The following is a 20951-nucleotide window of genomic DNA, read 5'->3' on the forward strand; positions in this document are numbered from 1 at the left end:
GCCCTGGGAGGTGTGAGGGGGCACGGGGAAGGCCCGCGCCCCTCGGGGGCGGCTCCTGAGGCCGTGGGTGATCGCCGTAAGCTCTGAAGGGTGAGTCTGCGCCTGAGCACCGTGATCCTTCCTGTCCGCCGCTGGCACGAAGGCGGCCGCGACCAGTGGCTGCGCGCCGAGGAGCTGGGCTTCCACACCGCGTACACCTATGACCACCTCGCCTGGCGCTCCTTCCGCGACGGCCCGTGGTTCGGCGCGGTGCCGACGCTGACGGCCGCCGCGGCCGCCACCGAGCGGGTGCGCCTGGGCACGCTCGTGACGTCGCCCAACTTCCGCCACCCCGTGACGCTCGCCAAGGAACTCATCTCGCTCGACGACATCTCCGGCGGACGCCTCACGCTCGGCATCGGCGCCGGCGGCAACGGCTTCGACGCCACGACGCTGCTCGGTGCGGACCAGGAACCCTGGACCCCGCGCGAGCGCGCCGACCGGCTGGGCGAATTCGTCCCGCTGCTCGACCGGCTGCTGACCGAGGACTCGGTGACGCACGAGGGGGCCTTCTACTCGGCGAGCGAGGCGCGCAACATCCCGGGGTGCGTACAGCGGCCGAGGCTCCCCTTCGCGGTCGCCGCGACCGGCCCGCGCGGTCTGCGGCTCGCGGCCCGGCACGGGCAGGCGTGGGTGACCACGGGCGACCCGAAGCTCTTCGAGAACGGCACCCCCGAGGAGTCCCGCGAGGCGCTGCGGGGGCAGATCGAGAAGCTCGGCAAGGCCTGCGCCGACGTCGGCCGGGACGTGAGCGAGCTGGACAAGATCCTGCTGACCGGCTTCACCCCGGACCGCAACCGGCCCCTGGCGTCCCTCGACGCCTTCGTGGACTTCGCCGGGCGCCACGCCGAACTGGGCTTCACCGAGATCGTCGTCCACGCCCCGATCCCGGACTCGGTCTTCGCCACCGACCAGGGCGTCTTCGAACAGATCGCGACCGAGGCGCTCTCCCAGCTGAGCTGACCGCCCGGCGCGAACCCCTTTCAGCGAGCCCCTTTCAGCGAGCCCCTGCGTGGGTCAGCGTGGGCCGGGAAAGCGCAGATAACCGGGCGGGACCGCGGCCGTGAGCCAGACGCCGTTGGCGCTGACCTGGAAGACGTGGCCGTCGTGGTGCATCGCGCCCGCGTCGACCGCCAGGACGACGGGCCGCCCCCGGCGGGCGCCGACGCGCGTCGCGGTCTCGCGGTCGGGCGAGAGATGCACGGCATGCCGGTTCATGGGGCGCAGCCCCTCGGCGCGGATCGCGGCCAGATGGGCGGCCACGGTGCCGTGGTAGAGGTGCGCGGGCGGGGACGCCGGGGGCAGGCCGAGGTCGACGTCCACGGAGTGGCCCTGGCTGGCGCGGATCCGGCCGCCCTCGACGGCGAAGCGCCGCTTGTCGTTGACGGCGACCACGTGGTCCAGCTCGGCCCGGGTGAAGGGAAAGCGGTGCGCGGCGGCAGCGGCGAGGAGCGCGTCGATCTCCACCCAGCCGCTCTCGTCGAGGGTGAGACCGATCCGGTCGGGTTGATGCCGCAGGTGCTTCGAGAGGTACTTGGACACCTTCACGGTGCGCTGCTCATCGGGTCTTTCTCTCATCCTTTCAGCGTCCCGGCGATCCGTTCTCCGCGCACTTGATTTTCGTCCACCGACTTTTCATCCAGGAATTGAGGCCCACAGGTTTGATCCACAACCAAGTCGAGTTATCCACAGGCTAGTTGGCAATTCTGTGGACAACTCTCAGGACTCAAGCGGACTTTGATCAACCATGCCCGCATTGCGATGACTTGTCGCCAACGCATCCAATGTCCGTGCCTGCACCTCCCGTTCAGCGGCTGCCGCGATGAACGCCGCAGTGCCCGAATCGCCAACCAGCGCCTGCACGGAGCGCATTGTGGACGCCGGTATGGCGACGCTCTGCGTCTCCTCCGCATGCTGCCGTGCCTGCTCGGGGTCGAGGTGCTGACGCAGATGCCGCGTCGCGAACAGCCGCATGGCGCGCGCCAGTTCCGCGTCCACTGACTGCTGGGCGAGCGGCCGGAGTCTGCGTACGAGAGCGGCGGCCTCGGCGGCATCCGCCTCCGTCGGCGGATGATTCCCCAGATAGCGACCGAAGACATGCTCCGTGGTGAACTCCAGGAAACGCGCGGCAATATGCTCGACCTGCCCCCTCAACTCCCGCAAATGCCCTGATATCGCGGAAAGCGGCACCCCCGCCGCATGCAACTCCACCGCCACAGCCAGCTCTTGAGGGCTCGGTACCAGGAACTCGTCCTCGCTCCCCGGCACCGGCTCCAGCACCCCGAGCGCGAGCGCGTCCGCCACCGCCGCCTCGTCCTGCACGCCCCCGAACGCCGCGTCCAGCTCCGCCCGGGAGATCCGGTCGGCCTTCTCGTCCGTCCAGGGGCCGTCGACCTCCGCGGCGAGGCCGAGCACCCCGCCGAGGCCCCGCCCGGTGTCCCAGGCCTCCAGGAGCTCCTTGATGGAGGCCAGGGTGTACCCACGGTCGAGCAGGTCGGCGATCTGCCGCAGCCGCGCCAGATGCGCTTCCCCGTACACATTGGACCGGCCGCGCCGCTCCGGTCGGGGGAGCAGCCCGCGGTCCTGATAGGCGCGGATCGTGCGCACCGTCGCGCCGCTGTGGTGCGCCAGGTCCTCGATGCGGTACTCCACGCTGACCGTCCTCCGTGTCGCCTCGTGCCGGGCGGTGCTCGCCTGGGCTTCCGGCCCCCTGGGCCCCCTCGTACTAGCCGAGGGCGGCCCGCCCCACCGCGCCCGCCGCGGCCCGTGCGCCGGGCGACCGCGCCAGGTACTCGACGGCCTTGCGCAGCGAGCCCTCCTGCGAGGGATGGTACGACCGCCGCAGATAGCGGGGTACTGCCGTGCCGATCTCACGCCAGGTGGGCAGCAGGCCCTTGGCGACCGCCCTGTTGTGCTCGGACAGGGAGTACCGGAAACGGCCCGCCAGCTGGGGGTCGTGGCGGATCAGATAGGCCGTGCCCCACATCCACAGGTACAGCATCACGGGGGCCGTGACCGTCATGCCGGCGACGCGGCGGGCGTACCGGGGCAGGCCCTTGCCGCCGCAGTGCTGGTACATGTCGAAGGCGACCGCGCGGTGCTCGACCTCCTCGGCGCCGTGCCAGCGCAGCAGATCGAGCATCACCTCGTCGGAACCGGCGCGGTCGAGACCGTCGGCGTGCAGCACCCAGTCCCCGAGGACCGCAGTGAACTGCTCTATCGCGGCGACTATCGCAAGGCGGAAGCGCAGCCACTCCTGGGTCGGCACGGGGGCGCCCCACGGCGGCCTCTCACCGAGAAGTTTCTCGAAGAGGAAGTCGACGTACCTGGTGAACGCGGCGGTGTCGAGCCGCTGCGCCGCCAGGTGGTCGAGCACGTGCGCGTGCTGCACGCTGTGCGTGGCCTCCTGGCCCATGAACCCCTTGACGTCCGCGCGCAGCACCGGATCGGTGATGAGCGGCAGGCCCTCTTTGAAGACCTTCACGAACCATCGCTCGCCCGCGGGGAGCAGTAGATGCAGGACGTTGATGACGTGGGTGGCGGTCGGCTCGTCCGGTATCCAGTGCAGTGGTGTCCCGTCCCAGTCGAACGAGACCCGGCGCGGGACGATCGCGTAATGCCCGTCGGCGGCAAGGGGCTCTTCGGCGCCCGTGCCGGGGCTCTTCTGCTCGCTCACAGCGGCGGCTCCAATCGGGCTATCGCGCGCAGCGCCCTCGGCATGAACCGGGACATGAGGTGGGCGCCGCGGGCCTCGGGGGTGACGGGGACGAGCGCCTCGTTCCTGACGACGGCGCGCAGCACAGCGTCGGCGACCTTCTCCGGCGGGTAGTTGCGCAGGCCGTAGAGCCGGGCGGTGCGCTTCTGGCGGCGCTGCTCCTCGGCGGTGTCGACCCCGACGAAACGGGAGGTCGACGTGATGTTCGTGTTCACGAAGCCCGGGCAGATCGCGGAGACCCCGATGCCCTGGCCCGCCAGCTCGGCGCGCAGACACTCGCTGAGCATCAGGACCGCCGCCTTGGAGGTGCTGTAGGCGGGCAGCGCCTTGGAGGGCTGATACGCCGCCGCCGACGCGGTGTTGACGATGTGGCCGCCCTGGCCGCGCTCGGCCATCTGCCTGCCGAAGAGCCGGCAGCCGTGGATGACGCCCCACAGATTGACGTCGAGGACCTTCTTCCAGTCCTCGGCGCTGGTGTCGAGGAAGGAGCCGGAGAGGCCTATGCCCGCGTTGTTCACCAGGACGTCCACGACGCCGAACTCCCTGGCGACCTTCTCGGCAAGCTTCTCCATGGCCTGCTCGTCGGCGACGTCGACGGTCTCGCCCCAGGCCTCGGGGGCACCGATCAGACGGGACAGCTCCGCTGTGCGCGCCGCGCTCTCCGCGTCCCGGTCGACGGCCACCACGCGCGCTCCCGCCTCGGCGAACGCGAAGGCGGTGGCCCGCCCGATGCCGCTGCCCGCGCCGGTGACCAGGACGAGCTGGCCGCCGAACCGGTCGGCGTACTTCCCTGTGGCCATCGTGTCCCTGGCGGGCATGCCGTGCTCGTTGGCCGTCACGAACTCGCCGATCCACGCGGCCAGCTGGTCGGGCTGGGTGCGCGGCACCCAGTGCTTGGCCGGCAGGGTGCGGCGGACCAGGCCGGGCGCCCACTGCTCCAGATCGTCATAGAGCCGCTCGGACAGGAAGGCGTCCCCGGAGGGCGTGATGAGCTGCACGGGCGCGTGGGCGTACGCGTCGGCGCGGGGCCTGCGCAGCCTCGCCCGGATGTTGTCGCGGTAGAGCCAGGCTCCGTGCGCGGCGTCCTGGGGCAGCGACGGCGTCGGATAGTCGCCCGCGGGGACCTTCTCCACGCGCTGGAGGATCCTCGGCCACCGCTTGCCGAGCGGGCCGCGCCAGGCAAGCTCGGGCAGGACCGGCGTATGCAGCAGGTACACGTACCAGGACTTGGCGCCCTGGCCGAGGAGTTGGCCGACCCTGCGGGGCGTGGGCCGGGAGACGCGCTTCTTGATCCAGTGCCCGAAGTGGTCGAGCGAGGGCCCCGACATCGAGGTGAAGGACGCGATCCGCCCCTCGGTCCGCTTCACCGTGACGAACTCCCAGGACTGCACCGAGCCCCAGTCGTGCCCCACCACGTGCACCGGCTCGTCCGGGCTCACCGCGTCGACGACCGCCAGGAAGTCGTCGGTCAGCTTCTCCAGGGTGAAGCCGCCCCGCAGCGGCTGGGGAGCCGTCGACCTGCCGTGCCCGCGCACGTCGTACAGCACGACGTGGAAGCGGTCCGCGAGGCGCTCGGCGACCTCGGTCCACACCTCCTTGGAGTCGGGGTAGCCGTGCACGAGCAGGACCGTGGGCCGCTCGGGGTCGCCCAGCTCGGCGACGCACAGCTCCACACCGCCCGTGCGCACCCAGCGCTCGCGGGCGTCCTTCATCCTCCCGGCGCCCCCCTCGGCCCCGGTGCCTTTCTCGCTGCCCGCTCCGGTCGTCATGCGGCGGCCCTCTCCTCAGCCCAGCGCCGCACATGCGGCAGGTCGTCGTCCAGCCAGAACGCGCTCTGTTCGGGGTCCTTGGAGTCGGTGACGACCAGGATCTCCTCGAACTTCGCGCCCGTACCCCTGAATCCGAGGTGCGGCTCGACCGCCCAGAGCCCCTTCTGGGGCGGGTGGTCGGAGAACTTGTAGGGGGACCACAGCGGTGACCAGCCGTCCCGGTGGCCATGGAGCGCGTCGCTCGCCAGGCCCTTGAGCGCCTGCGTGCCGAACCCGAACACGTGCGGCGACAGGCGGCGCTCCTTGACCCGGCCGACCTTGTGCGCGATGACGCCGAAGGGATACGCGCGATGGCGGTTGGCATACCCCTGGCGGACCATGAGGCGGTCCACGTCCTCGTAGATCTCGCGCAGCGGTCGGCGCTCGCGGACCTCGCGCAGGATCAGCTCGCGGTGGGCCTCCAGGTCGGCGAGGAGCTTGTCGTGCACGGGATTGAGGCCCAGGCAGCCCGAGTAGCCGATGTCGGCCGTGAAGCCCTTGAACACCGGGGCCATGTCGAGGATGAAGGGCATCCCCGGCTCCAGCTCGCGGCGGGTGGGGAAGAACTGCAGCGGTACGCGGAAGCCGGCGAACGCCGTGCGGTCGCCGAACCAGGCGAAGGGCAGATGGAACCAGTCCCGCACGCCCCGCTCCCGCAGCCACTCCCGCTGCATCCGAGCGGCCTCGCGCTCCGTCACACCCGGCTTGAGCTGAGCCGCGACCGCCTCCGCGCACTCATACGCGAGCCTCTGCACTTCCCTGAACCCCCGCAGTTCCGCGGGGAGTTCGCCTGCAACTGCTGAGGTCATGCCACCGTCCGTCCCGAGTCCGGTCCATCCCGTGTCCGGCCCGTCGCCGTACGCGCTCAATAACAGCGCGAACGTGACACGAGGAAAACTTGACACTGACGAATGTGACAATGCTTGACGGCTGCGTCAATAGTTCTGCGCGACCCCTCGGGACAGGTCCGGGAGATCCCCCAGGGGAAGACTTCCGGACGACCCCTACGGGCCCGTAATACTCCAGAGTGAGTCCAGGGCAAGCCCATGGTCTGACGACTCCTGTGGCCTGCGCCACTACCGTCGAAACGTGACTGTGATCGCGACCGAAAGCCTGAGCAAGCGGTTCCCGAGGGTGACCGCGCTTGACCGGCTCTCCATGGATATCGGGCCCGGGGTGACCGGACTCGTCGGGGCCAATGGAGCCGGCAAGTCCACACTGATCAAGATCCTGCTGGGTCTCTCCCCCGCCACGGAGGGCCGCGCCGCCGTGCTCGGCCTCGACGTCGCCACCAGCGGCGGCCAGATCCGCGAACGCGTGGGGTACATGCCCGAGCACGACTGCCTGCCGCCGGACGTCTCGGCCACCGAGTTCGTCGTCCACATGGCGCGCATGTCCGGACTCCCGCCCACCGCGGCCCGCGAGCGCACCGCCGACACCCTGCGCCACGTCGGGCTCTACGAGGAGCGGTACCGCCCCATCGGCGGCTATTCGACGGGCATGAAGCAGCGCGTCAAGCTCGCCCAGGCCCTCGTCCACGACCCCCAGCTGGTCTTCCTCGACGAGCCGACGAACGGCCTCGACCCCGTCGGACGCGACGAGATGCTGGGCCTGATCCGCCGCGTCCACACCGACTTCGGCATCTCGGTCCTCGTCACCTCGCACCTCCTGGGCGAGCTGGAGCGCACCTGCGACCACGTGGTCGTCATCGACGGCGGCAAGCTGCTGCGGTCCAGCTCCACCACCGACTTCACCCAGACCACCACGACCCTGGCCGTCGAGGTCACCGACACCGACGAACACCCCGACGGCACGCGCGTGCTGCGCGACGCGCTGAGCGGGCGCGGCATCGACACGCGGGCCGGCGGCGAACTGCCCGGCGCGGGCCACACGATCCTGCTCACCGCGGAGGGCGAGGAGACGTACGACCTCGTACGCGACCTCGTCGCCGACCTCGGCCTGGGCCTGGTCAGGATGGAGCAGCGCAGGCACCACATCGCGGAGGTCTTCACGGACGAGCCGCGGCAGGAGTCCGCCCCGGGGCCCGCGGCCGCCGCCCTTCCCGACCGGGAGCCCCGGCCCGCGGCCGCCACCGCACAGCAGACAGGAGGCGGACGCGATGAGCGCTGAGTCCACCCAGATCCACAACATCGGCTACCGGAACTACGACGGCCCGCGCCTCGGCCGTGCCTACGCCCGCCGCTCGCTCTTCTCCCAGAGCCTGCGCGGCGCGTACGGACTCGGGCGCTCCGCCAAGTCCAAGGTCCTGCCGATGATCCTCTTCGCGGTGATGTGCGTGCCCGCCGCGATCATGGTGGCGGTCGCCGTGACCACGAAGGCCAAGGACCTCCCGGTCGACTACACGCGCTACGCGATCTTCCTGCAAGCCGTCATCAGCCTCTTCCTCGCCGCCCAGGCCCCCCAGACCGTCTCGCGCGACCTGCGCTTCAAGACCGTGCCGCTCTACTTCTCACGGCCCATCGAGCGCGGTGACTACGTCCTGGCGAAGTTCGCCGCGATGTCCTCCGCCCTCTTCGTCCTCACGGCCGCGCCCCTACTGGTGCTCTACGTAGGAGCCCTGCTCGCCAAGCTCGACTTCGCGGACCAGACGGCGGGCTTCGCCCAGGGCCTGGTCTCCGTGGCCCTGCTCTCCCTCCTCTTCTCCGGCATCGCCCTGGTGATCTCGGCGGTCACGCCCCGCCGCGGCTTCGGCATCGCCGCCGTCATCGCCGTCATGACCATCACCTATGGCGCGGTCTCCACGGTCCAGGCGATCGCCTACGAACAGGGCAGCACCGGAGCCATCGCCTGGCTCGGCCTCTTCTCGCCGATCACGCTCATCGACGGCGTGCAGAGCGCGTTCCTCGGCGCGACCTCCGCCTTCCCCGGAGGGGAAGGCCCCTCGTCCGGCGTCGGTGTCGTCTACGTACTCGTCGTCCTCGGCCTCATCGCGGGCTGCTACGGCGCGATGATGCGCCGCTACCGGAAGGTCGGCCTCTGATGAGCACGATCACCATCGACCACACGTCCCGCTGGTTCGGCAACGTGGTCGCCGTCAACGACATCACCATGACCATCGGCCCGGGAGTCACGGGGCTCCTCGGTCCGAACGGCGCGGGCAAGTCCACGCTCATCAACATGATGGGTGGTTTCCTCGCCCCCTCCACGGGCAGCGTCACGCTCGACAGCAAGCCGATCTGGCGCAACGAACAGATCTACAAGGACATCGGCATCGTCCCCGAGCGCGAGGCGATGTACGACTTCCTCACCGGCCGCGAATTCGTCGTCGCCAACGCCGAGTTGCACGGCCTCGACGAGCGGGCCGCCAAGAAGGCGCTCGCCACGGTCGAGATGGAGTACGCGCAGGACCGGAAGATCTCCACCTACAGCAAGGGTATGCGCCAGCGCGTCAAGATGGCGTCCGCCCTGGTCCACGACCCGTCCGTGCTGCTGCTCGACGAGCCCTTCAACGGCATGGACCCGCGTCAGCGCATGCAGCTGATGGACCTCCTGCGGACCATGGGCGCCCAGGGCCGCACGGTCCTGTTCTCCTCCCACATCCTCGAAGAGGTCGAACAACTGGCCTCCCACATCGAGGTGATCGTCGCCGGGCGGCACGCGGCGAGCGGTGACTTCCGCAAGATCCGCCGCCTGATGACCGACCGGCCCCACCGCTATCTGATCCGCTCCAGCGACGACCGCGCCCTGGCCGCCGCGCTGATCGCCGACCCGTCGACGGCTGGCATCGAAGTCGACCTCAAGGAGGGCGCGTTGCGCGTGCAGGCGGTCGACTTCGGCCGGTTCACCACGCTGCTGCCCCGCGTCGCGCGTGAGCACGGCATCCGGCTGCTGACGGTCTCGCCCTCGGACGAGTCCCTCGAGTCGGTCTTCTCCTACCTCGTCGCGGCCTGAAAGGGAGCCATCATGTACGACCCCACAGTCGCCCGGCTCACCTACCGGGCCCTGCTCGGCCGCCGCCGAGCGCTCATCCTCTTCGCCCTGCCCGTCCTGCTGATCGTCATCGCCGCGGCGGTACGCGGCTTCAGCGGCGCCGACGATCAAGTGGCCGTCGACGTCCTCGGCGGCTTCGCGCTCGCCACGATGGTGCCGATCATCGGCGTCATCGCGGGCACGGGCGCCATCGGCCCGGAGATCGACGACGGCTCGGTCGTCTATCTGCTCTCCAAGCCGGTCAAGCGGCCCACGATCATCTTCACCAAGCTGATCGTCGCCATCGCCGTCACCATGGCCTTCTCCGCGATCCCCACCTTCATCGCGGGGATGATCCTGAACGGCAACGGCCAGCAGATCGCCATCGCGTACACGATCGCGGCCCTGGTCGCCTCCATCACGTACGCCGCGATCTTCCTGCTCCTCGGCACGGTCACCCGGCACGCCGTGGTCTTCGGGCTCGTCTACGCCCTGGTGTGGGAAGCCCTCTTCGGCTCGCTCGTCGCGGGGGCGCGCACGCTCAGCGTCCAGCAGTGGTCGCTCGCCGTGGCCCAGAAGGTCGGCGACGGCGACCTGATCACCTCGGACGTCGGCCTGCCGACGGCGACGATCCTGCTGGTCGCCGTCACGGTGCTCACCACTTGGTACGCGGGCCAGAAGCTCCGCTCCCTGAAGCTGGCCGGGGAGGAGTAGGGCCCCGGGGAGAGCAGGGGGGCCGCTCAGCCCCCCAACCGCTCAGCCCAGCAACCGCTCAGCCCAGCAACCGCTCGAGGACCACCGCGATGCCGTCCGCCTCGTTCGACGTCGTCACCTCGTCCGCGACCGCCTTCAGTTCCGCGTGCGCGTTGGCCATGGCCACGCCGTGTGCCGCCCAGCCGAACATCGGGATGTCGTTCGGCATGTCGCCGAAGGCGATGGTGTCCACGGCCTTCGCGCCCAGGCGGCGGGCGGCCAGGGAGAGGCCGGTGGCCTTGGAGAGGCCGAGCGGAAGCAGCTCGACGACGCCCTCGCCGGCCATGGTCACGCCGACCAGATCGCCCGCCACCCGGCGCGCCACATCCGTCAGGGCGTCGTCCCCGAGGCCGGGGTGCTGGATGTACACCTTGTTCAGCGGGGCGGCCCACAGGTCGGACACGTCCGTGAACGCGACGGTCGGCAGCGGCCCGTCCTGGACCGCGTACCCGGGACCGACCAGGATCTCGCCGTCGAGCCCGTCACGGCTCGCGGCCAGCGCGAGCGGGCCGATCTCCGCCTCGATCTTCGCCAGCGCGAGCCCAGCGAGCTGCCGGTCGAGCGTCACCGAGGTGAGCAGCCGGTGCTCCCCCGCGTGGTAGACCTGCGCGCCCTGTCCGCAGACCGCCAGGCCGTCGTAGCCGAGGTCGTCGAGGATGTGCCGCGTCCAGGGCACGGCTCGGCCGGTGACGATGATGTGCGCGGCGCCCGCCGCGGTGGCGGCGGTGAGCGCGTCGCGCGTACGCACCGAGACCGTGTCGTCGGGGCGCAGCAGCGTCCCGTCGAGGTCGGTCGCGACCAGCTTGTACGGGAAGGACGGCGTGACCGGAGCTGGGTGGCTCACTTGGCGACGGGCTCCAGGATCTCTCGGCCCCCGAGGTAGGGACGGAGCACCTCGGGCACCCACACGGAGCCGTCGGCCTGCTGGTGGTTCTCCAGGAGCGCGACGATCGTGCGCGGGACGGCGCACAGCGTGCCGTTCAGCGTCGCGAGCGGCTGCAGGACCTTCTTGCCGTCGCGGCTGTCCCGCATGCGGATCGACAGGCGGCGGGCCTGGAAGCCGTCGCAGTTCGAGGCGGAGGTCAGCTCGCGGTACTTGCCCTGGGTGGGGATCCACGCCTCGCAGTCGAACTTGCGCGAGGCCGAGGCACCGAGGTCACCGGTGGCCACGTCGATCACCTGGAAGGGCAGGCCGAGGCCGGTCAGCCACTGCTTCTCCCACTCCAGGAGGCGCTTGTGCTCGTTCTCCGCGTCGGCCGGGTCGACGTACGAGAACATCTCGACCTTGTCGAACTGGTGGACGCGGAAGATGCCTCGGGTGTCCTTGCCGTACGTGCCGGCCTCGCGGCGGAAGCAGGGCGAGAAGCCCGCGTACCGCAGGGGCAGCTTGTCGGCGTCGATGATCTCGTCCATGTGGTAACCGGCGAGCGCGACCTCGGAGGTGCCGACCAGGTAGTAGTCGTCCTTCTCCAGGTGGTACACGTTCTCCGCGGCCTGGCCGAGGAAGCCGGTGCCCTCCATGGCGCGGGGGCGGACCAGGGCGGGCGTCAGCATCGGGATGAACCCGGCCTCCGTCGCCTGCGCGATCGCCGCGTTCACCAGGGCCAGTTCGAGGAGCGCGCCGACACCGGTCAGGTAGTAGAAGCGCGATCCGGAGACCTTCGCGCCGCGCTCGACGTCGATGGCGCCGAGCAGTTCGCCCAGCTCCAGGTGGTCCTTGGGCTCGAAGCCCTCGGCCGCGAAGTCGCGCGGGGTGCCGATGGTGTCGAGGACGACGAAGTCCTCCTCACCGCCGACCGGGACGTCCGGGTGGACGATGTTGCCCAGCTGCTGGAGGAGGCGCTTGGTCTCGTCGTCGGCCTCGTCCTGCGCGGCGTCGGCGGCCTTGACGGCGGCGGAGAGCTCGCCCGCCTTCTTCAGGAGGTCCTGCTTCTCCTCGGGCGAGGCCTTCGGGATCAGCTTGCCGAGCGCCTTCTGCTCGGAGCGCAGCTCGTCGAAGCGGACGCCGGACGACCTGCGCCGCTCGTCGGCGGAGAGCAGGGCGTCGACGAGCGCGACGTCCTCTCCACGGGCGCGCTGGGAGGCGCGAACACGGTCGGGGTCCTCACGGAGCAGGCGAAGGTCAATCACCCCTCAAGGCTACCGTCGAGCGGTTGCGCCCCACGACTCGTATTCCATTGTGTACGTTATGCCCGATTTGCCGGACTGAATTCGGGGCGGTCGGAACGGAGTCGGGACAGAGATCGAAAACGGCCCGCCCGGCCGGAAAAACCCGTTCACGTTCAGGGTGACGCCCGGTCAATAAAAGGGGCGCCTTCCCCGAAATGGGGCAGACCGCGCTCGCCGCCTTGACCCGAACTCCTTGCGGGGGCCCGGACTTGAGGCCTCCGTCCCGCTCGGTTGTCCACAGGAATGGTCACTTCCGAAAAGTTATCCACAGGGTGTGCGAAAGATCTGTGGACACCGGAAGGTGTCGTTCCGAAAGCCGCGGAACCGGCGAAGGATTCCCTTCCCAAACCGGGCTGCCACCCACTTTCGAGTGGAAATGGTTCGCTCCAAAGAGTTGATCAATGGAAAAGAGTGGACGAGGGGTGACGCGCGGGACTGTGGACGGAGTTGAGGGCTGTGCGCCGATTTGTCGACCATGTCGCGCTTTGTTGTCGACTTGTCCCCAGGTCGAGATGCGACCCTGTGGATAACTTCTGTGGACAACGTAAATCTGCAGGTAGGAATGGCGCCCGGCGGGTTTCCCCGGGCGCCTGACAGCCACCAGTGGCTAGAAACGGCCGTCCTGGCAGCGCGCGAGCCAGTCCGACGCCGCCGCGAACTCCCCGTCGGATGTGCCGGGCCGCAGCGACCGCACATCCGCGAGCTCCACCCCGGCGCGCGGGTACGAACCGAGGAAGCGCACCTGCGGGCAGATCCGCTTGAGCCCCATCAGAGCCTCGCCGACGCGCCGGTCCGTGATGTGGCCCTCGGCGTCGATCGAGAAGCAGTAGTTGCCGATGCCCTGACCGGTCGGGCGCGATTCGATCCGCATGAGGTTGACGCCGCGCACGGCGAACTCCTGGAGCAGTTCGAGCAGGGCGCCAGGGTGGTCGTCGCCCAGCCAGATGACGACGGAGGTCTTGTCGGCGCCGGTCGGCGCGGCCGGGCGGGCCGGGCGGCCGACCAGGACGAAGCGGGTCGCGGCGTTCGCCGCGTCGTGGATCTCGCTGACCAGCGGTTCGAGGCCGTACGTGGACGCCGCGAACTCGCCCGCGAAGGCGGCGTCGAAGCGGCCCTCCTGGACCAGGCGGGCGCCGTCGGCGTTCGAGGCCGCGGACTCCCACAGGGCGTCCGGGAGGTGGGCGGCCAGCCAGTTGCGCACCTGGGGCTGGGCCACGGGGTGGCCGGTCACCGTCTTGATGTCCGTCAGCTGCGTGCCGGGGCGCACGAGCAGCGCGAAGGTGATCGGCAGGACGACCTCGCGGTAGATCATCAGCGGCTCGCCCTTGGCGAGTTCGTCGACGGTGGTGGTCACACCGCCCTCGACCGAGTTCTCGATCGGCACGAGCGCCGCCGCCGCCTGGCCGCCCCGGACCGCGTCCAGCGTGGCGGGCACGGACACCATCGGGACCAGTTCCCGGGCGGCGGCCTCGGGCAGCGTGCGGAGAGCGGCCTCGGTGAAGGTGCCTTCGGGGCCGAGATAGGTGTAGCGCGTCGCCGACATACCGTCACCCTAATGGGGCCGAGGTGGCCTGGCGGCCGCGTCTCACAGAGCGGCACCCGCCTCTCACGCCCCACGGGGCCCGGTGGACTACGCCCCACCGGTCCCGGCGGTCTACGCCCCATGCGGCCGGGAGACTAAGCCTCCAGCAGCCGCTGCCCCACGTACTCGCCCTTCGCCGCCCCGCCCGGCACCGCGAAGAGCCCGCTCGCCTCGTGGCGGATGAACTCCGAGAGGGCGTCACCCCGGTCGAGCTTGCGCTGCACCGGCACGAAGCCGCGCATCGGGTCCGCCTGCCAGCAGACGAAGAGCAGCCCCGCGTCCGGCTCGCCGTGCGCGTCGAAGCCGTCGTGGTACGAGAACGGCCTGCGCAGCATCGCGGCACCGCCGTTCTGGTCGGGCCGGGTGATGCGGGCGTGCGCGTTGAGCGGGATGACGACCTTGCCGTCGGCCCCCGTCTTCTCCAGCTCCGGTTCGGTCGTCTCCGTGCCGCCCGTCAGCGGCGAGCCGTCCGACTTGTGCCGCCCGATCACCGCCTCCTGCGCCTTGAGGCCAAGCTTCTCCCAGTCGTCGAGGAGCATCCGGATACGGCGTACGACGGCGTAGGAACCGCCCGCCATCCACGCCGGGTCGCCGTCGGCGGGCACGAAGATCCGCTCGTCGAAGTCCTTGTCCGACGGCTTCGGGTTGTTCGTGCCGTCGACCTGGCCCATCAGATTGCGGGCCGTCATGGGGTGCGCGGTGGCACCCGGCGAACGGTTGAAGCCGTTCATCTGCCAGCGCACGCGCGCCGCACCTGCCGCCTCCTTCTGGAGCGCGCGCAGGGCGTGGAAGGCGACGAGCGGGTCGTTCGCGCCGATCTGCACCCACAGATCGCCGTTGCTGCGCGCCTTGTCCAGGTGGTCGGAGGAGAAGTCCGGCAGCGGTTCAAGCGCGGCCGGGCGCTGCTTCTCCAGGCCCGTGCGGGAGAAGAAGGAGGCGCCGAAGCCGAAGGTGACGGAGAGCGAGGAGGGGCCGGAGTCCCGGGCGACCGCCGTGTCGTCGCCGCCGGTCGGCTCGCCCGCCATCAGCCGCTCGGCCGTCGCCGACCAGCGGCGCAGCAGGGCCGCCGCTTCCTTGCGGCCCGCGCCCGCCGTCAGGTCGAAGGCGATCAGATGGCCGCGGGACTGCATGGGCGTGGTGATGCCCGGCTGATGTTTCCCGTGAAACATCACCTCGCCCGTGCCGAGAGACGCCAGGGCGTCCTTCCCCGAGCCGGTGCCTGACGCGCCGGACGGGTCGGACGCGCCGGACGAGGGCGCGGCGGCGTACCCTACCGCGCCGCCCGCCGCGCCCAGCGCCAGGCCGGTCGCACCGGCGGTGCCGAGCAGCCGCCGCCTGGAAATCCCGTGGTCCGTCATGCTCGTTCAGCCGATCTGCGCGTTCTTCTTCACGGTCACTTGGTCGATGTCGGAGGTCCGCACCGTCACCGCGATCTTCCACTTTCCGGCCATCGGGACCTGCACCCCGCTCGCGGTCCAGTGTCCGGTGGCGATGTGGTCCGGGGCGACGGGCAGCGGGCCGACGTCCTTCGCCTTGAGGGTGAGGGAGACCTTCACCTCCGGCACGTCGAAGGCGCTGCCGTTGGGCCGCTTCACATAGACGTGCAGGTCGTTGCTGCCGGTGCGCCCGGGGTCCAGTTCGAGGCGCACGGTGCCCTTGCCGTCCTGGCCGCCCGTGTCGAAGGGCACCTTGAGGGCGAGCGGGCCCGAGCGCTGCGCGGCCGCCGCCGCCGAGCTGGCGTTGGCGGCCTCCTCCTCGGTGCGGCCCGGCTCGGTGGTCGTCAGGGCCGTCGTGACGGCGAGCAGCACGACGGCGATGCCCGCCTCGGTCAGCACCGAGCGGCGCAGCCCTGAGCGGGCGGGGTCGGCGTCGCGGACGCGCTTCTCGCGCGCGGTGGCCATGGCGGCCTGCTGACGCGCGAGCTGGGCGGAGCGCTCGGGGTCGTCGCCACCCCCGGAGGGCGCCGGCACGGTGACCGGCTTCTTCTCCGCGCGCTGTTCGACGCGTACGGCGGTGGTGGCCTCCTTCGGCGCCTCGTCCGCCCCGGAGGTGATGCGTCCGGTCCAGCGCCGCGAGAGGTAGGCGACGCCCACCAGGACGACGACAAGGCCGATCTTGACGAGGAGCAGCTGCCCGTACGACGTCCCGGTCAGCGCCGACCACGAGCCGACCTGGCGCCACGACTGGTAGAGGCCCGTCGCGGCCAGTACGACGACGCTCGCGAACGCCACCCGCGAGAAGCGCCGTACGGCCACCGCTTCTACTGAAGAGGTGCGGTAGAGCGCGACGACCAGTGCGGCGAGGCCGCCGAGCCAGGCGGCGACGGCCAGCAGGTGCAGCACGTCGACGGGCATCGCGATGCCCGCCTGGATCCCGGCCGAGGCGTGCTCGGCCATCGCCCAGGTCGCCGCGATGCCGAGGGCGACGACCGTGCCGCCGATGGCGAGCCCGAAGGTGAGGTCCTTCTTCTCCTTGGGGTCCTCGCGCTTGTCGTACGCCCCGAAGAGCACCGCGATGAACAGCGCGGCGGCGGCGAGCAGCAGCAGCCGGGAGACGAGGGCCGCGCCCGTCTTGGTGTTGAGCACGTCGCCGAGCTTGCCCATGTCGAAGGCGTCGGCGAGCTTCCCGGAGCCGGTGTAGGGGGCCCGCAGCAGGAGCAGGGCGAGTGTGGAGCCGGTGAGCGTGACCCAGCCGTACGTCACGAGCCGCTGCACGGGCCGCACGCCCGCGCCGCGCGGCCAGCAGCCGAGCACGAAGGCGCCACCGCCGACGACGAGGATGAAACCGGCGTAGGAGAGGTAGCGGGCGATGTCGTAGAGCACGCCGACGAGACCGCCGCCCGCCTCCTGGTCGGGGAGCACGGCCTTGGTGTCGGAGGGCGCGCCGATGGAGAAGGTGAAGGCACCGGCGATCGGGTGGCTGTCGGCGGAGACCACTTGGTAGGCGACGGTGAAGGTGCCGTCGGGCAGGTTCTCGCGGAGTTTCACGCCGTACGTGTTGGCGCCCAGGTCGGTGGTCTTGTTGGTGTCGGCGCGCTTGCCGGACGGGTCGAGCACCCGCACCGAGCCGTCCGACATGGCGACCTTCTCCGAGAAGGTGAGCTTCACCTGGGCCGGGGCCTTCTTGACCACCGCTCCCTGCCTCGGGTCGCTGCCGGTCAGCGCGGCGTGCGCGGAGGCCGGCGCGGTGCCCGCGAGGAAGGCGCCGGTCGCGGCGACGAGCACGAGGAGAAGCCGCCAGAGGCGGGGCGCGGTCCCCGAGCGGGGGGCGATGCCGGAGCGGGGAGCGATGGTCTGCATCAACGGTCCGTCCTCAGTGCGACGAGTGCGACATCTGCGGCGTGTGCGACATATGCGAGGCGTTCGAACTGTCGTGGCCCTCCTTGGGGCGGTACGTCGCCTCCTTGACCGGCACCTCGATGGTGATCGGATCCGATGTGCGGAAGTGCAGCGTCAGGGCGACTTTCTCGCCCTGCTTCGGCTTGCGCTTGAGCTTTTCGAACATCAGGTGGTTGCCGCCGCTCGCCAGTTCGAGCTTGCCGCCCGCGGGCACATCGAAGGACTTCTGCTCCTTCATCACGCCGCCCTTGGTGCTGTGCAGCGTGACGGCGCCCGCGATGTCGCTGGTGGCGGAGGTGAGCTTGTCGGCACTGCCCTTGTTGGTGAGCGTGAAGAAGCCCGCCGCCATGTCGTCCATGGTGGGCTCGGGGATGTAGGCCCCGCCGACCTTCAGCTCGGGCTTGCGCGGGGTCTCCTGGTCGCCGGGCCCCGAGCCGTCGCCGCAGCCCGCCAGGGTGAGGGCCGAGGCCAGCGCTATGGCCCCGCCCACGAGGGCGCGGCGGCGGGTGGTGGTGCGGGCGGTGGTGCGGTGGCTCACGGGTTCTCTCCCTTGATGAGCTTGGGGAGGTCCTTGGTGTAGTCGCTGGCGGTGGCGTCCTCGTCGTACAGGACGTATCCCGCGTCGTTCTTCGGCGAGAAGGCGATGACCTGGAGGCCGTGCATCGAGACGACCTTGCCGTTCTTGTCCTTCTTGGGCGGCTCGATGCTGATGCCGAGCTGGCGGGCCCCGGCCTGGATGGTCGCGAAGTCGCCGGTCAGGCCGACGAAGTCGGAGTCCACGCCCTTGAGCCACTTGCCGAGTTCGCCGGGGGTGTCGCGCTTGGGGTCGGTGGTGACCAGGACGACCTTGAGCTTGTCCTGGTCGGCCTTGGACAGCTCCTTCTTGGCGACCGCGATGTTGTTCATCGTCAGCGGGCAGACGTCGGGGCAGTGCGTGTAGCCGAAGTAGATCAGCGTCGGCTTGCCCTTGGTCTCCTTACGCAGGTCGTACTTCTTGCCGCGGGTGTCGGTCAGGACGAGATCCGGCTTCTTGAACGGCTTGTCGAGGACGGTCGCCGCCTTGCCCGAGTCCGTCTCCATGGAGACGTCGGCGACGGGCTTCTTCTTGTCGTCACCGCCGCCGCAGGCGGTCAGGGAGAGCGCGGCCACGGCCAGCAGGGCAGCGGCGGCGGCCCTCTTGCGCGTGCCCGTCGTGCTCTTCGCGTTCTTCATACTTTTCGTGCTCTTCGTGCGCATACGAAAATGTCCCAGATGTGAGGGGGCCGGGGCGCACCGGGGCGGCCGTTTCGCCGCCCCGGCGCACCCCGAAGGATGGCTCTGCCGACGGCTCAGCCGGTGACGCGACGCCGCGTGGCGGCCACGCCGAACGCGACGCCCGCGGCGCCCACGACGATGCCGACGATGCCGAGGACACGGGCGGTGGTGTCGCTGCTGTCCGAGGACTCCGCGGCGCTCTCGGACTTGGCGTCCGACTTGGCGTCCGACTTCGCGTCGCCGGAGGCGCCACCGCCGTGGTGGTCGTCGGAGGCGGCGGTCAGCTGGAGGGTGGGCGCCGGGTGCTCGGGCTCCTCCTGGCCCTTCTGCTGCGGCTCGATCCAGCGGACGACTTCCTTGTTGTCGTACGTCTGGATGGCCTTGAAGACGAGTTCGTCGGCGTCCTCGGGCAGCTGGCCCATGGAGACCGGGAACTTCTGGAAGTTGCCGGGCTGGATGCCCTTGCCGTCGGCGGTCCAGGTGACCTTGGTGACGGCCTCGTCGATCTTCTCGCCGTGGATCTCCAGCGGCTTGTCGAGCTTGGACTTGGTGACCTTCGCGGTCCAGCCGGGGACGGGCTGCGTCATCACGGAGGCGAGCGGGTGGTCACCGGGGAAGGAGACCTCGACCTTGTTGGTCGCGGCGTCGTCCATCTCGTTCGGCACCTTGAAGTTGACGGTCGCGTATCCGCCCTTGGCGGCCTCGCCCTCCGGCGAGACGCTCACGTGGGCGAACGCGGGTGCGGAGAGGACGAGGACGGCGGAGGCGGCGACGGTGCCGACGGCGGCGATACGGGACATCTTCATGAAGGAACACTCCACTTTTGGCAGGGGTGAGCAGTGAGCGGAGGCGCGGGTCGTCAGGTGCTGGTGCACGAAGCGGTACGCGTGGCGCGGTGCTCCGTACTCACCGCTCCGTACTTACTGCCGACTGCTTACTGCTGACTGCTCACTACTCAGTACGAGGGGGATGCGCGCGGCCTGCTTGGCGGGCACGCGCGCGTGCGTGCCGAGCGACCCCTCCGTACGGCTGGTGGAGTGCGTCGCGTCAGGCAGCGAGTTCGAGGCGGCGGACGCCGGCCGGCGGGCCGCGCCGGATCACCGCGTCCTCGAGCGCGAGCGTGCGCGGCTTCGGAGGCGCGAGCCGCGTGGTGCGCGGCAGCCGCGGCCCCGTTGTCTCGGGCGCCCCGGGCAGACCGGCTCGCAGGGCGCGTACGAGGGTGAGGGCCGAGCGCAGCGAACGTACAAGCGCCCCTTCGGCGACCCCCTGCGCCCCTTGCGCGAGCCGGATGAGCCGGAGCAGGGCGAGGTCGCCGCGGCGCAGCAGCCATCCCGCGGCGAGGGCCGCGAGGAGGTGGGCGACGAGCATGGGGAGGGACGGCACGAGCGCCATGGCACCCATGGAGCCCATCGGTCCCGGCGTCCAGGTGGCGCCCGCCGTCGACACGGAGTCCAGTGCGGAGCCCGCCGCGGCGGCGGACTGGCCGTGGTGGTGCGCGGCGGCGTGCTCCGCGCCCCCGCCCGTGCCGAGCCCGGCCGTGGTCAGGATGCGGTGGGCCTGGGCGGGAGTGATCGTCGAGGCGCCCGCCCCGCAGACCAGGCGCGCGGCCCGCTCCACGAGGGAGGCGTCGCCGTTCACCTGTGCGGTGGCCGTGGCGCCGTGCTGGCCGAGGCCGAACAGGGCGTGCAGCCCGAGCTGGCCCACCGCGAGGAGGGCGGCGATGCCGGGCAGCGAACGCGCCCGCCCGGCGAGCGGCAGCGCGACCGCGAGGACGGCGAGGAAACCGGCGCCGAGCGTCCACAGCGGGACGGCGACACAGGAAGCGAGCACATGGCCCCCGGCGGACAGCACGACGCAGACCGCGGCGAACACCGCGGCCCTGAGCAGCCGGAGATCGACTCCGTCACGCGGCTGGTGCTGGTGGGGGGCAGTCATGGCGGGGCCATCATCGCACTGGACTTACCCGACGCATACGGCAGGTCCGGAAGGTCCGCTTCCAGGGGGGATGCGGTGGCTGCGCCCGCGTGAGGGGGCCGTCGGCACCCTCTCGGATGATTCCGGACAGCCCACGGCGGGGCTCGCCCGGGGGCGTCGTCCGGTTAGCACGGTGGGGCTCCGTCCGGGGGCGCCGTTCAGCTAGCACGGCTGGGCCAGCCCGGGAGCCCCCGGACAGCCCACGGCGGGGCTCGCCCGGGGGCGTCGTCCGGTTAGCACGGTGGGGTTCCGCCCGGGAGCGTCGTCCGGCTAGTACGGCTGGCCGGCCCGGGAGCGTCGTCCGGTTAGCACGGCTGGGTCCGTCCGGGGGCGTCACCCGGCCGGGTGGGCCGCCGCCGCAGCCGGACTGCTCCAGCGCGAGGTGATCG

At 70.8% G+C, this 20951-nt stretch carries 19 protein-coding genes; 5 read left to right on the forward strand and 14 right to left on the reverse strand.

The genetic code is table 11. From position 1 onward, the window contains the following. Positions 1–90: 90 nt before the first annotated feature. Positions 91–1002, forward strand: a complete 912-nt coding sequence (locus GKQ77_RS03990) for an LLM class flavin-dependent oxidoreductase (protein ID WP_219687297.1) — start codon at positions 91–93, stop codon at positions 1000–1002. A 54-nt stretch (positions 1003–1056) separates the two neighbouring features. On the opposite strand, the gene GKQ77_RS03995 is transcribed toward GKQ77_RS03990, so the two are convergent. The 5 genes from GKQ77_RS03995 to GKQ77_RS04015 all read right to left on the reverse strand — a co-directional run bounded on the left by GKQ77_RS03995 (position 1057) and on the right by GKQ77_RS04015 (position 6371). After that, on the reverse strand, positions 1057–1617 hold the full coding sequence (locus GKQ77_RS03995) for an RNA 2'-phosphotransferase (protein WP_219687298.1): 561 nt from the start codon (positions 1615–1617) through the stop codon (positions 1057–1059). Positions 1618–1758: 141 nt separating this feature from the next. After that, positions 1759–2691: a MerR family transcriptional regulator gene (locus GKQ77_RS04000; RefSeq protein WP_219687299.1), complete on the reverse strand. Its 933-nt coding sequence runs from the start codon at positions 2689–2691 to the stop codon at positions 1759–1761. A 73-nt stretch (positions 2692–2764) separates the two neighbouring features. Further along, positions 2765–3715 (reverse strand): metal-dependent hydrolase, encoded by a 951-nt coding sequence (locus tag GKQ77_RS04005; RefSeq protein ID WP_219687300.1) that lies wholly within the window; start codon positions 3713–3715, stop codon positions 2765–2767. Further along, positions 3712–5466: an SDR family oxidoreductase gene (locus GKQ77_RS04010; RefSeq protein ID WP_258020811.1), complete on the reverse strand. Its 1755-nt coding sequence runs from the start codon at positions 5464–5466 to the stop codon at positions 3712–3714. Before GKQ77_RS04010 ends, GKQ77_RS04005 begins: the two co-directional genes overlap by 4 nt. Positions 5467–5519: 53 nt before the next feature. Beyond that, entirely contained in the window at positions 5520–6371 is an 852-nt protein-coding gene (locus GKQ77_RS04015) for a M24 family metallopeptidase (protein WP_219687302.1), read from the reverse strand. Between the two features lie 286 nt (positions 6372–6657). Between GKQ77_RS04015 and GKQ77_RS04020 the strand changes: the two genes are divergently transcribed. Genes GKQ77_RS04020 through GKQ77_RS04035 form a run of 4 tightly spaced genes read left to right on the forward strand, consistent with a single transcriptional unit; the run spans position 6658 to position 10206 of the window. Then, complete coding sequence (locus GKQ77_RS04020) at positions 6658–7692, forward strand: ABC transporter ATP-binding protein (RefSeq protein ID WP_219687327.1); 1035 nt, start codon at positions 6658–6660, stop codon at positions 7690–7692. Then, on the forward strand, positions 7682–8563 hold the full coding sequence (locus GKQ77_RS04025; protein WP_219687303.1) for an ABC transporter permease: 882 nt from the start codon (positions 7682–7684) through the stop codon (positions 8561–8563). Before GKQ77_RS04020 ends, GKQ77_RS04025 begins: the two co-directional genes overlap by 11 nt. Further along, positions 8563–9474 (forward strand): ABC transporter ATP-binding protein, encoded by a 912-nt coding sequence (locus GKQ77_RS04030; protein WP_219687304.1) that lies wholly within the window; start codon positions 8563–8565, stop codon positions 9472–9474. The genes GKQ77_RS04025 and GKQ77_RS04030 overlap by 1 nt, the downstream gene beginning before the upstream one ends. A gap of 12 nt (positions 9475–9486) precedes the next feature. Beyond that, entirely contained in the window at positions 9487–10206 is a 720-nt protein-coding gene (locus GKQ77_RS04035) for an ABC transporter permease (RefSeq protein ID WP_219687305.1), read from the forward strand. A 58-nt stretch (positions 10207–10264) separates the two neighbouring features. Here the strand turns inward: GKQ77_RS04035 and GKQ77_RS04040 are convergent, their stop codons facing one another. The 9 genes from GKQ77_RS04040 to GKQ77_RS04080 form a co-directional block, all read right to left on the reverse strand. Beyond that, on the reverse strand, positions 10265–11089 hold the full coding sequence (locus GKQ77_RS04040) for an HAD family hydrolase (protein WP_219687306.1): 825 nt from the start codon (positions 11087–11089) through the stop codon (positions 10265–10267). After that, on the reverse strand, positions 11086–12375 hold the full coding sequence (serS, locus tag GKQ77_RS04045; protein ID WP_219687307.1) for a serine--tRNA ligase: 1290 nt from the start codon (positions 12373–12375) through the stop codon (positions 11086–11088). The genes GKQ77_RS04040 and serS overlap by 4 nt, the downstream gene beginning before the upstream one ends. A gap of 646 nt (positions 12376–13021) precedes the next feature. After that, the gene (gene pheA / locus GKQ77_RS04050; RefSeq protein ID WP_219687308.1) at positions 13022–13957 is read right to left on the reverse strand and encodes a prephenate dehydratase; all 936 of its coding nucleotides are present in this window, start codon (positions 13955–13957) and stop codon (positions 13022–13024) included. 134 nt (positions 13958–14091) lie between these two features. After that, a complete protein-coding gene (gene efeB, locus GKQ77_RS04055) occupies positions 14092–15354 on the reverse strand; it encodes an iron uptake transporter deferrochelatase/peroxidase subunit (RefSeq protein WP_219687309.1) in 1263 nt (420 codons plus the stop codon). A 6-nt stretch (positions 15355–15360) separates the two neighbouring features. Next, entirely contained in the window at positions 15361–17295 is a 1935-nt protein-coding gene (locus GKQ77_RS04060; RefSeq protein WP_219687310.1) for a copper resistance CopC/CopD family protein, read from the reverse strand. Between the two features lie 13 nt (positions 17296–17308). Next, positions 17309–17872, reverse strand: coding sequence for a copper chaperone PCu(A)C (locus GKQ77_RS04065; RefSeq protein WP_219687311.1), 564 nt, complete (start codon positions 17870–17872; stop codon positions 17309–17311). Next, positions 17869–18546 carry an SCO family protein gene (locus GKQ77_RS04070; RefSeq protein ID WP_219687312.1) on the reverse strand — a complete coding sequence of 226 codons (678 nt, stop codon included), beginning with the start codon at positions 18544–18546 and terminating at the stop codon, positions 17869–17871. Before GKQ77_RS04070 ends, GKQ77_RS04065 begins: the two co-directional genes overlap by 4 nt. A 116-nt stretch (positions 18547–18662) precedes the next feature. Continuing rightward, positions 18663–19394, reverse strand: a complete 732-nt coding sequence (locus tag GKQ77_RS04075; RefSeq protein ID WP_219687313.1) for a YcnI family copper-binding membrane protein — start codon at positions 19392–19394, stop codon at positions 18663–18665. A 241-nt stretch (positions 19395–19635) separates the two neighbouring features. After that, positions 19636–20523 carry a hypothetical protein gene (locus GKQ77_RS04080; RefSeq protein ID WP_219687314.1) on the reverse strand — a complete coding sequence of 296 codons (888 nt, stop codon included), beginning with the start codon at positions 20521–20523 and terminating at the stop codon, positions 19636–19638. Positions 20524–20951: the final 428 nt, after the last annotated feature.

Source organism: Streptomyces anatolicus, assembly GCF_019400875.1.
Taxonomy (GTDB): domain Bacteria; phylum Actinomycetota; class Actinomycetes; order Streptomycetales; family Streptomycetaceae; genus Streptomyces; species Streptomyces anatolicus.

What these genes read in the sequence shown, in the direction of transcription:
- GKQ77_RS04035 (WP_219687305.1), top strand. Translation starts at nt 9,487, where the DNA reads ATGTACGACCCCACAGTCGCCCGGCTCACCTACCGGGCCCTGCTCGGC.
- GKQ77_RS04060 (WP_219687310.1), bottom strand. Translation starts at nt 17,295, where the DNA reads ATGCAGACCATCGCTCCCCGCTCCGGCATCGCCCCCCGCTCGGGGACC.
- GKQ77_RS04080 (WP_219687314.1), bottom strand. Translation starts at nt 20,523, where the DNA reads ATGACTGCCCCCCACCAGCACCAGCCGCGTGACGGAGTCGATCTCCGG.
- GKQ77_RS04070 (WP_219687312.1), bottom strand. Translation starts at nt 18,546, where the DNA reads ATGAAGAACGCGAAGAGCACGACGGGCACGCGCAAGAGGGCCGCCGCC.
- GKQ77_RS04030 (WP_219687304.1), top strand. Translation starts at nt 8,563, where the DNA reads ATGAGCACGATCACCATCGACCACACGTCCCGCTGGTTCGGCAACGTG.
- pheA (WP_219687308.1), bottom strand. Translation starts at nt 13,957, where the DNA reads ATGTCGGCGACGCGCTACACCTATCTCGGCCCCGAAGGCACCTTCACC.
- GKQ77_RS04015 (WP_219687302.1), bottom strand. Translation starts at nt 6,371, where the DNA reads ATGACCTCAGCAGTTGCAGGCGAACTCCCCGCGGAACTGCGGGGGTTC.
- GKQ77_RS04075 (WP_219687313.1), bottom strand. Translation starts at nt 19,394, where the DNA reads ATGAAGATGTCCCGTATCGCCGCCGTCGGCACCGTCGCCGCCTCCGCC.
- GKQ77_RS03995 (WP_219687298.1), bottom strand. Translation starts at nt 1,617, where the DNA reads ATGAGAGAAAGACCCGATGAGCAGCGCACCGTGAAGGTGTCCAAGTAC.
- efeB (WP_219687309.1), bottom strand. Translation starts at nt 15,354, where the DNA reads ATGACGGACCACGGGATTTCCAGGCGGCGGCTGCTCGGCACCGCCGGT.
- GKQ77_RS04010 (WP_258020811.1), bottom strand. Translation starts at nt 5,466, where the DNA reads ATGAAGGACGCCCGCGAGCGCTGGGTGCGCACGGGCGGTGTGGAGCTG.
- GKQ77_RS04025 (WP_219687303.1), top strand. Translation starts at nt 7,682, where the DNA reads ATGAGCGCTGAGTCCACCCAGATCCACAACATCGGCTACCGGAACTAC.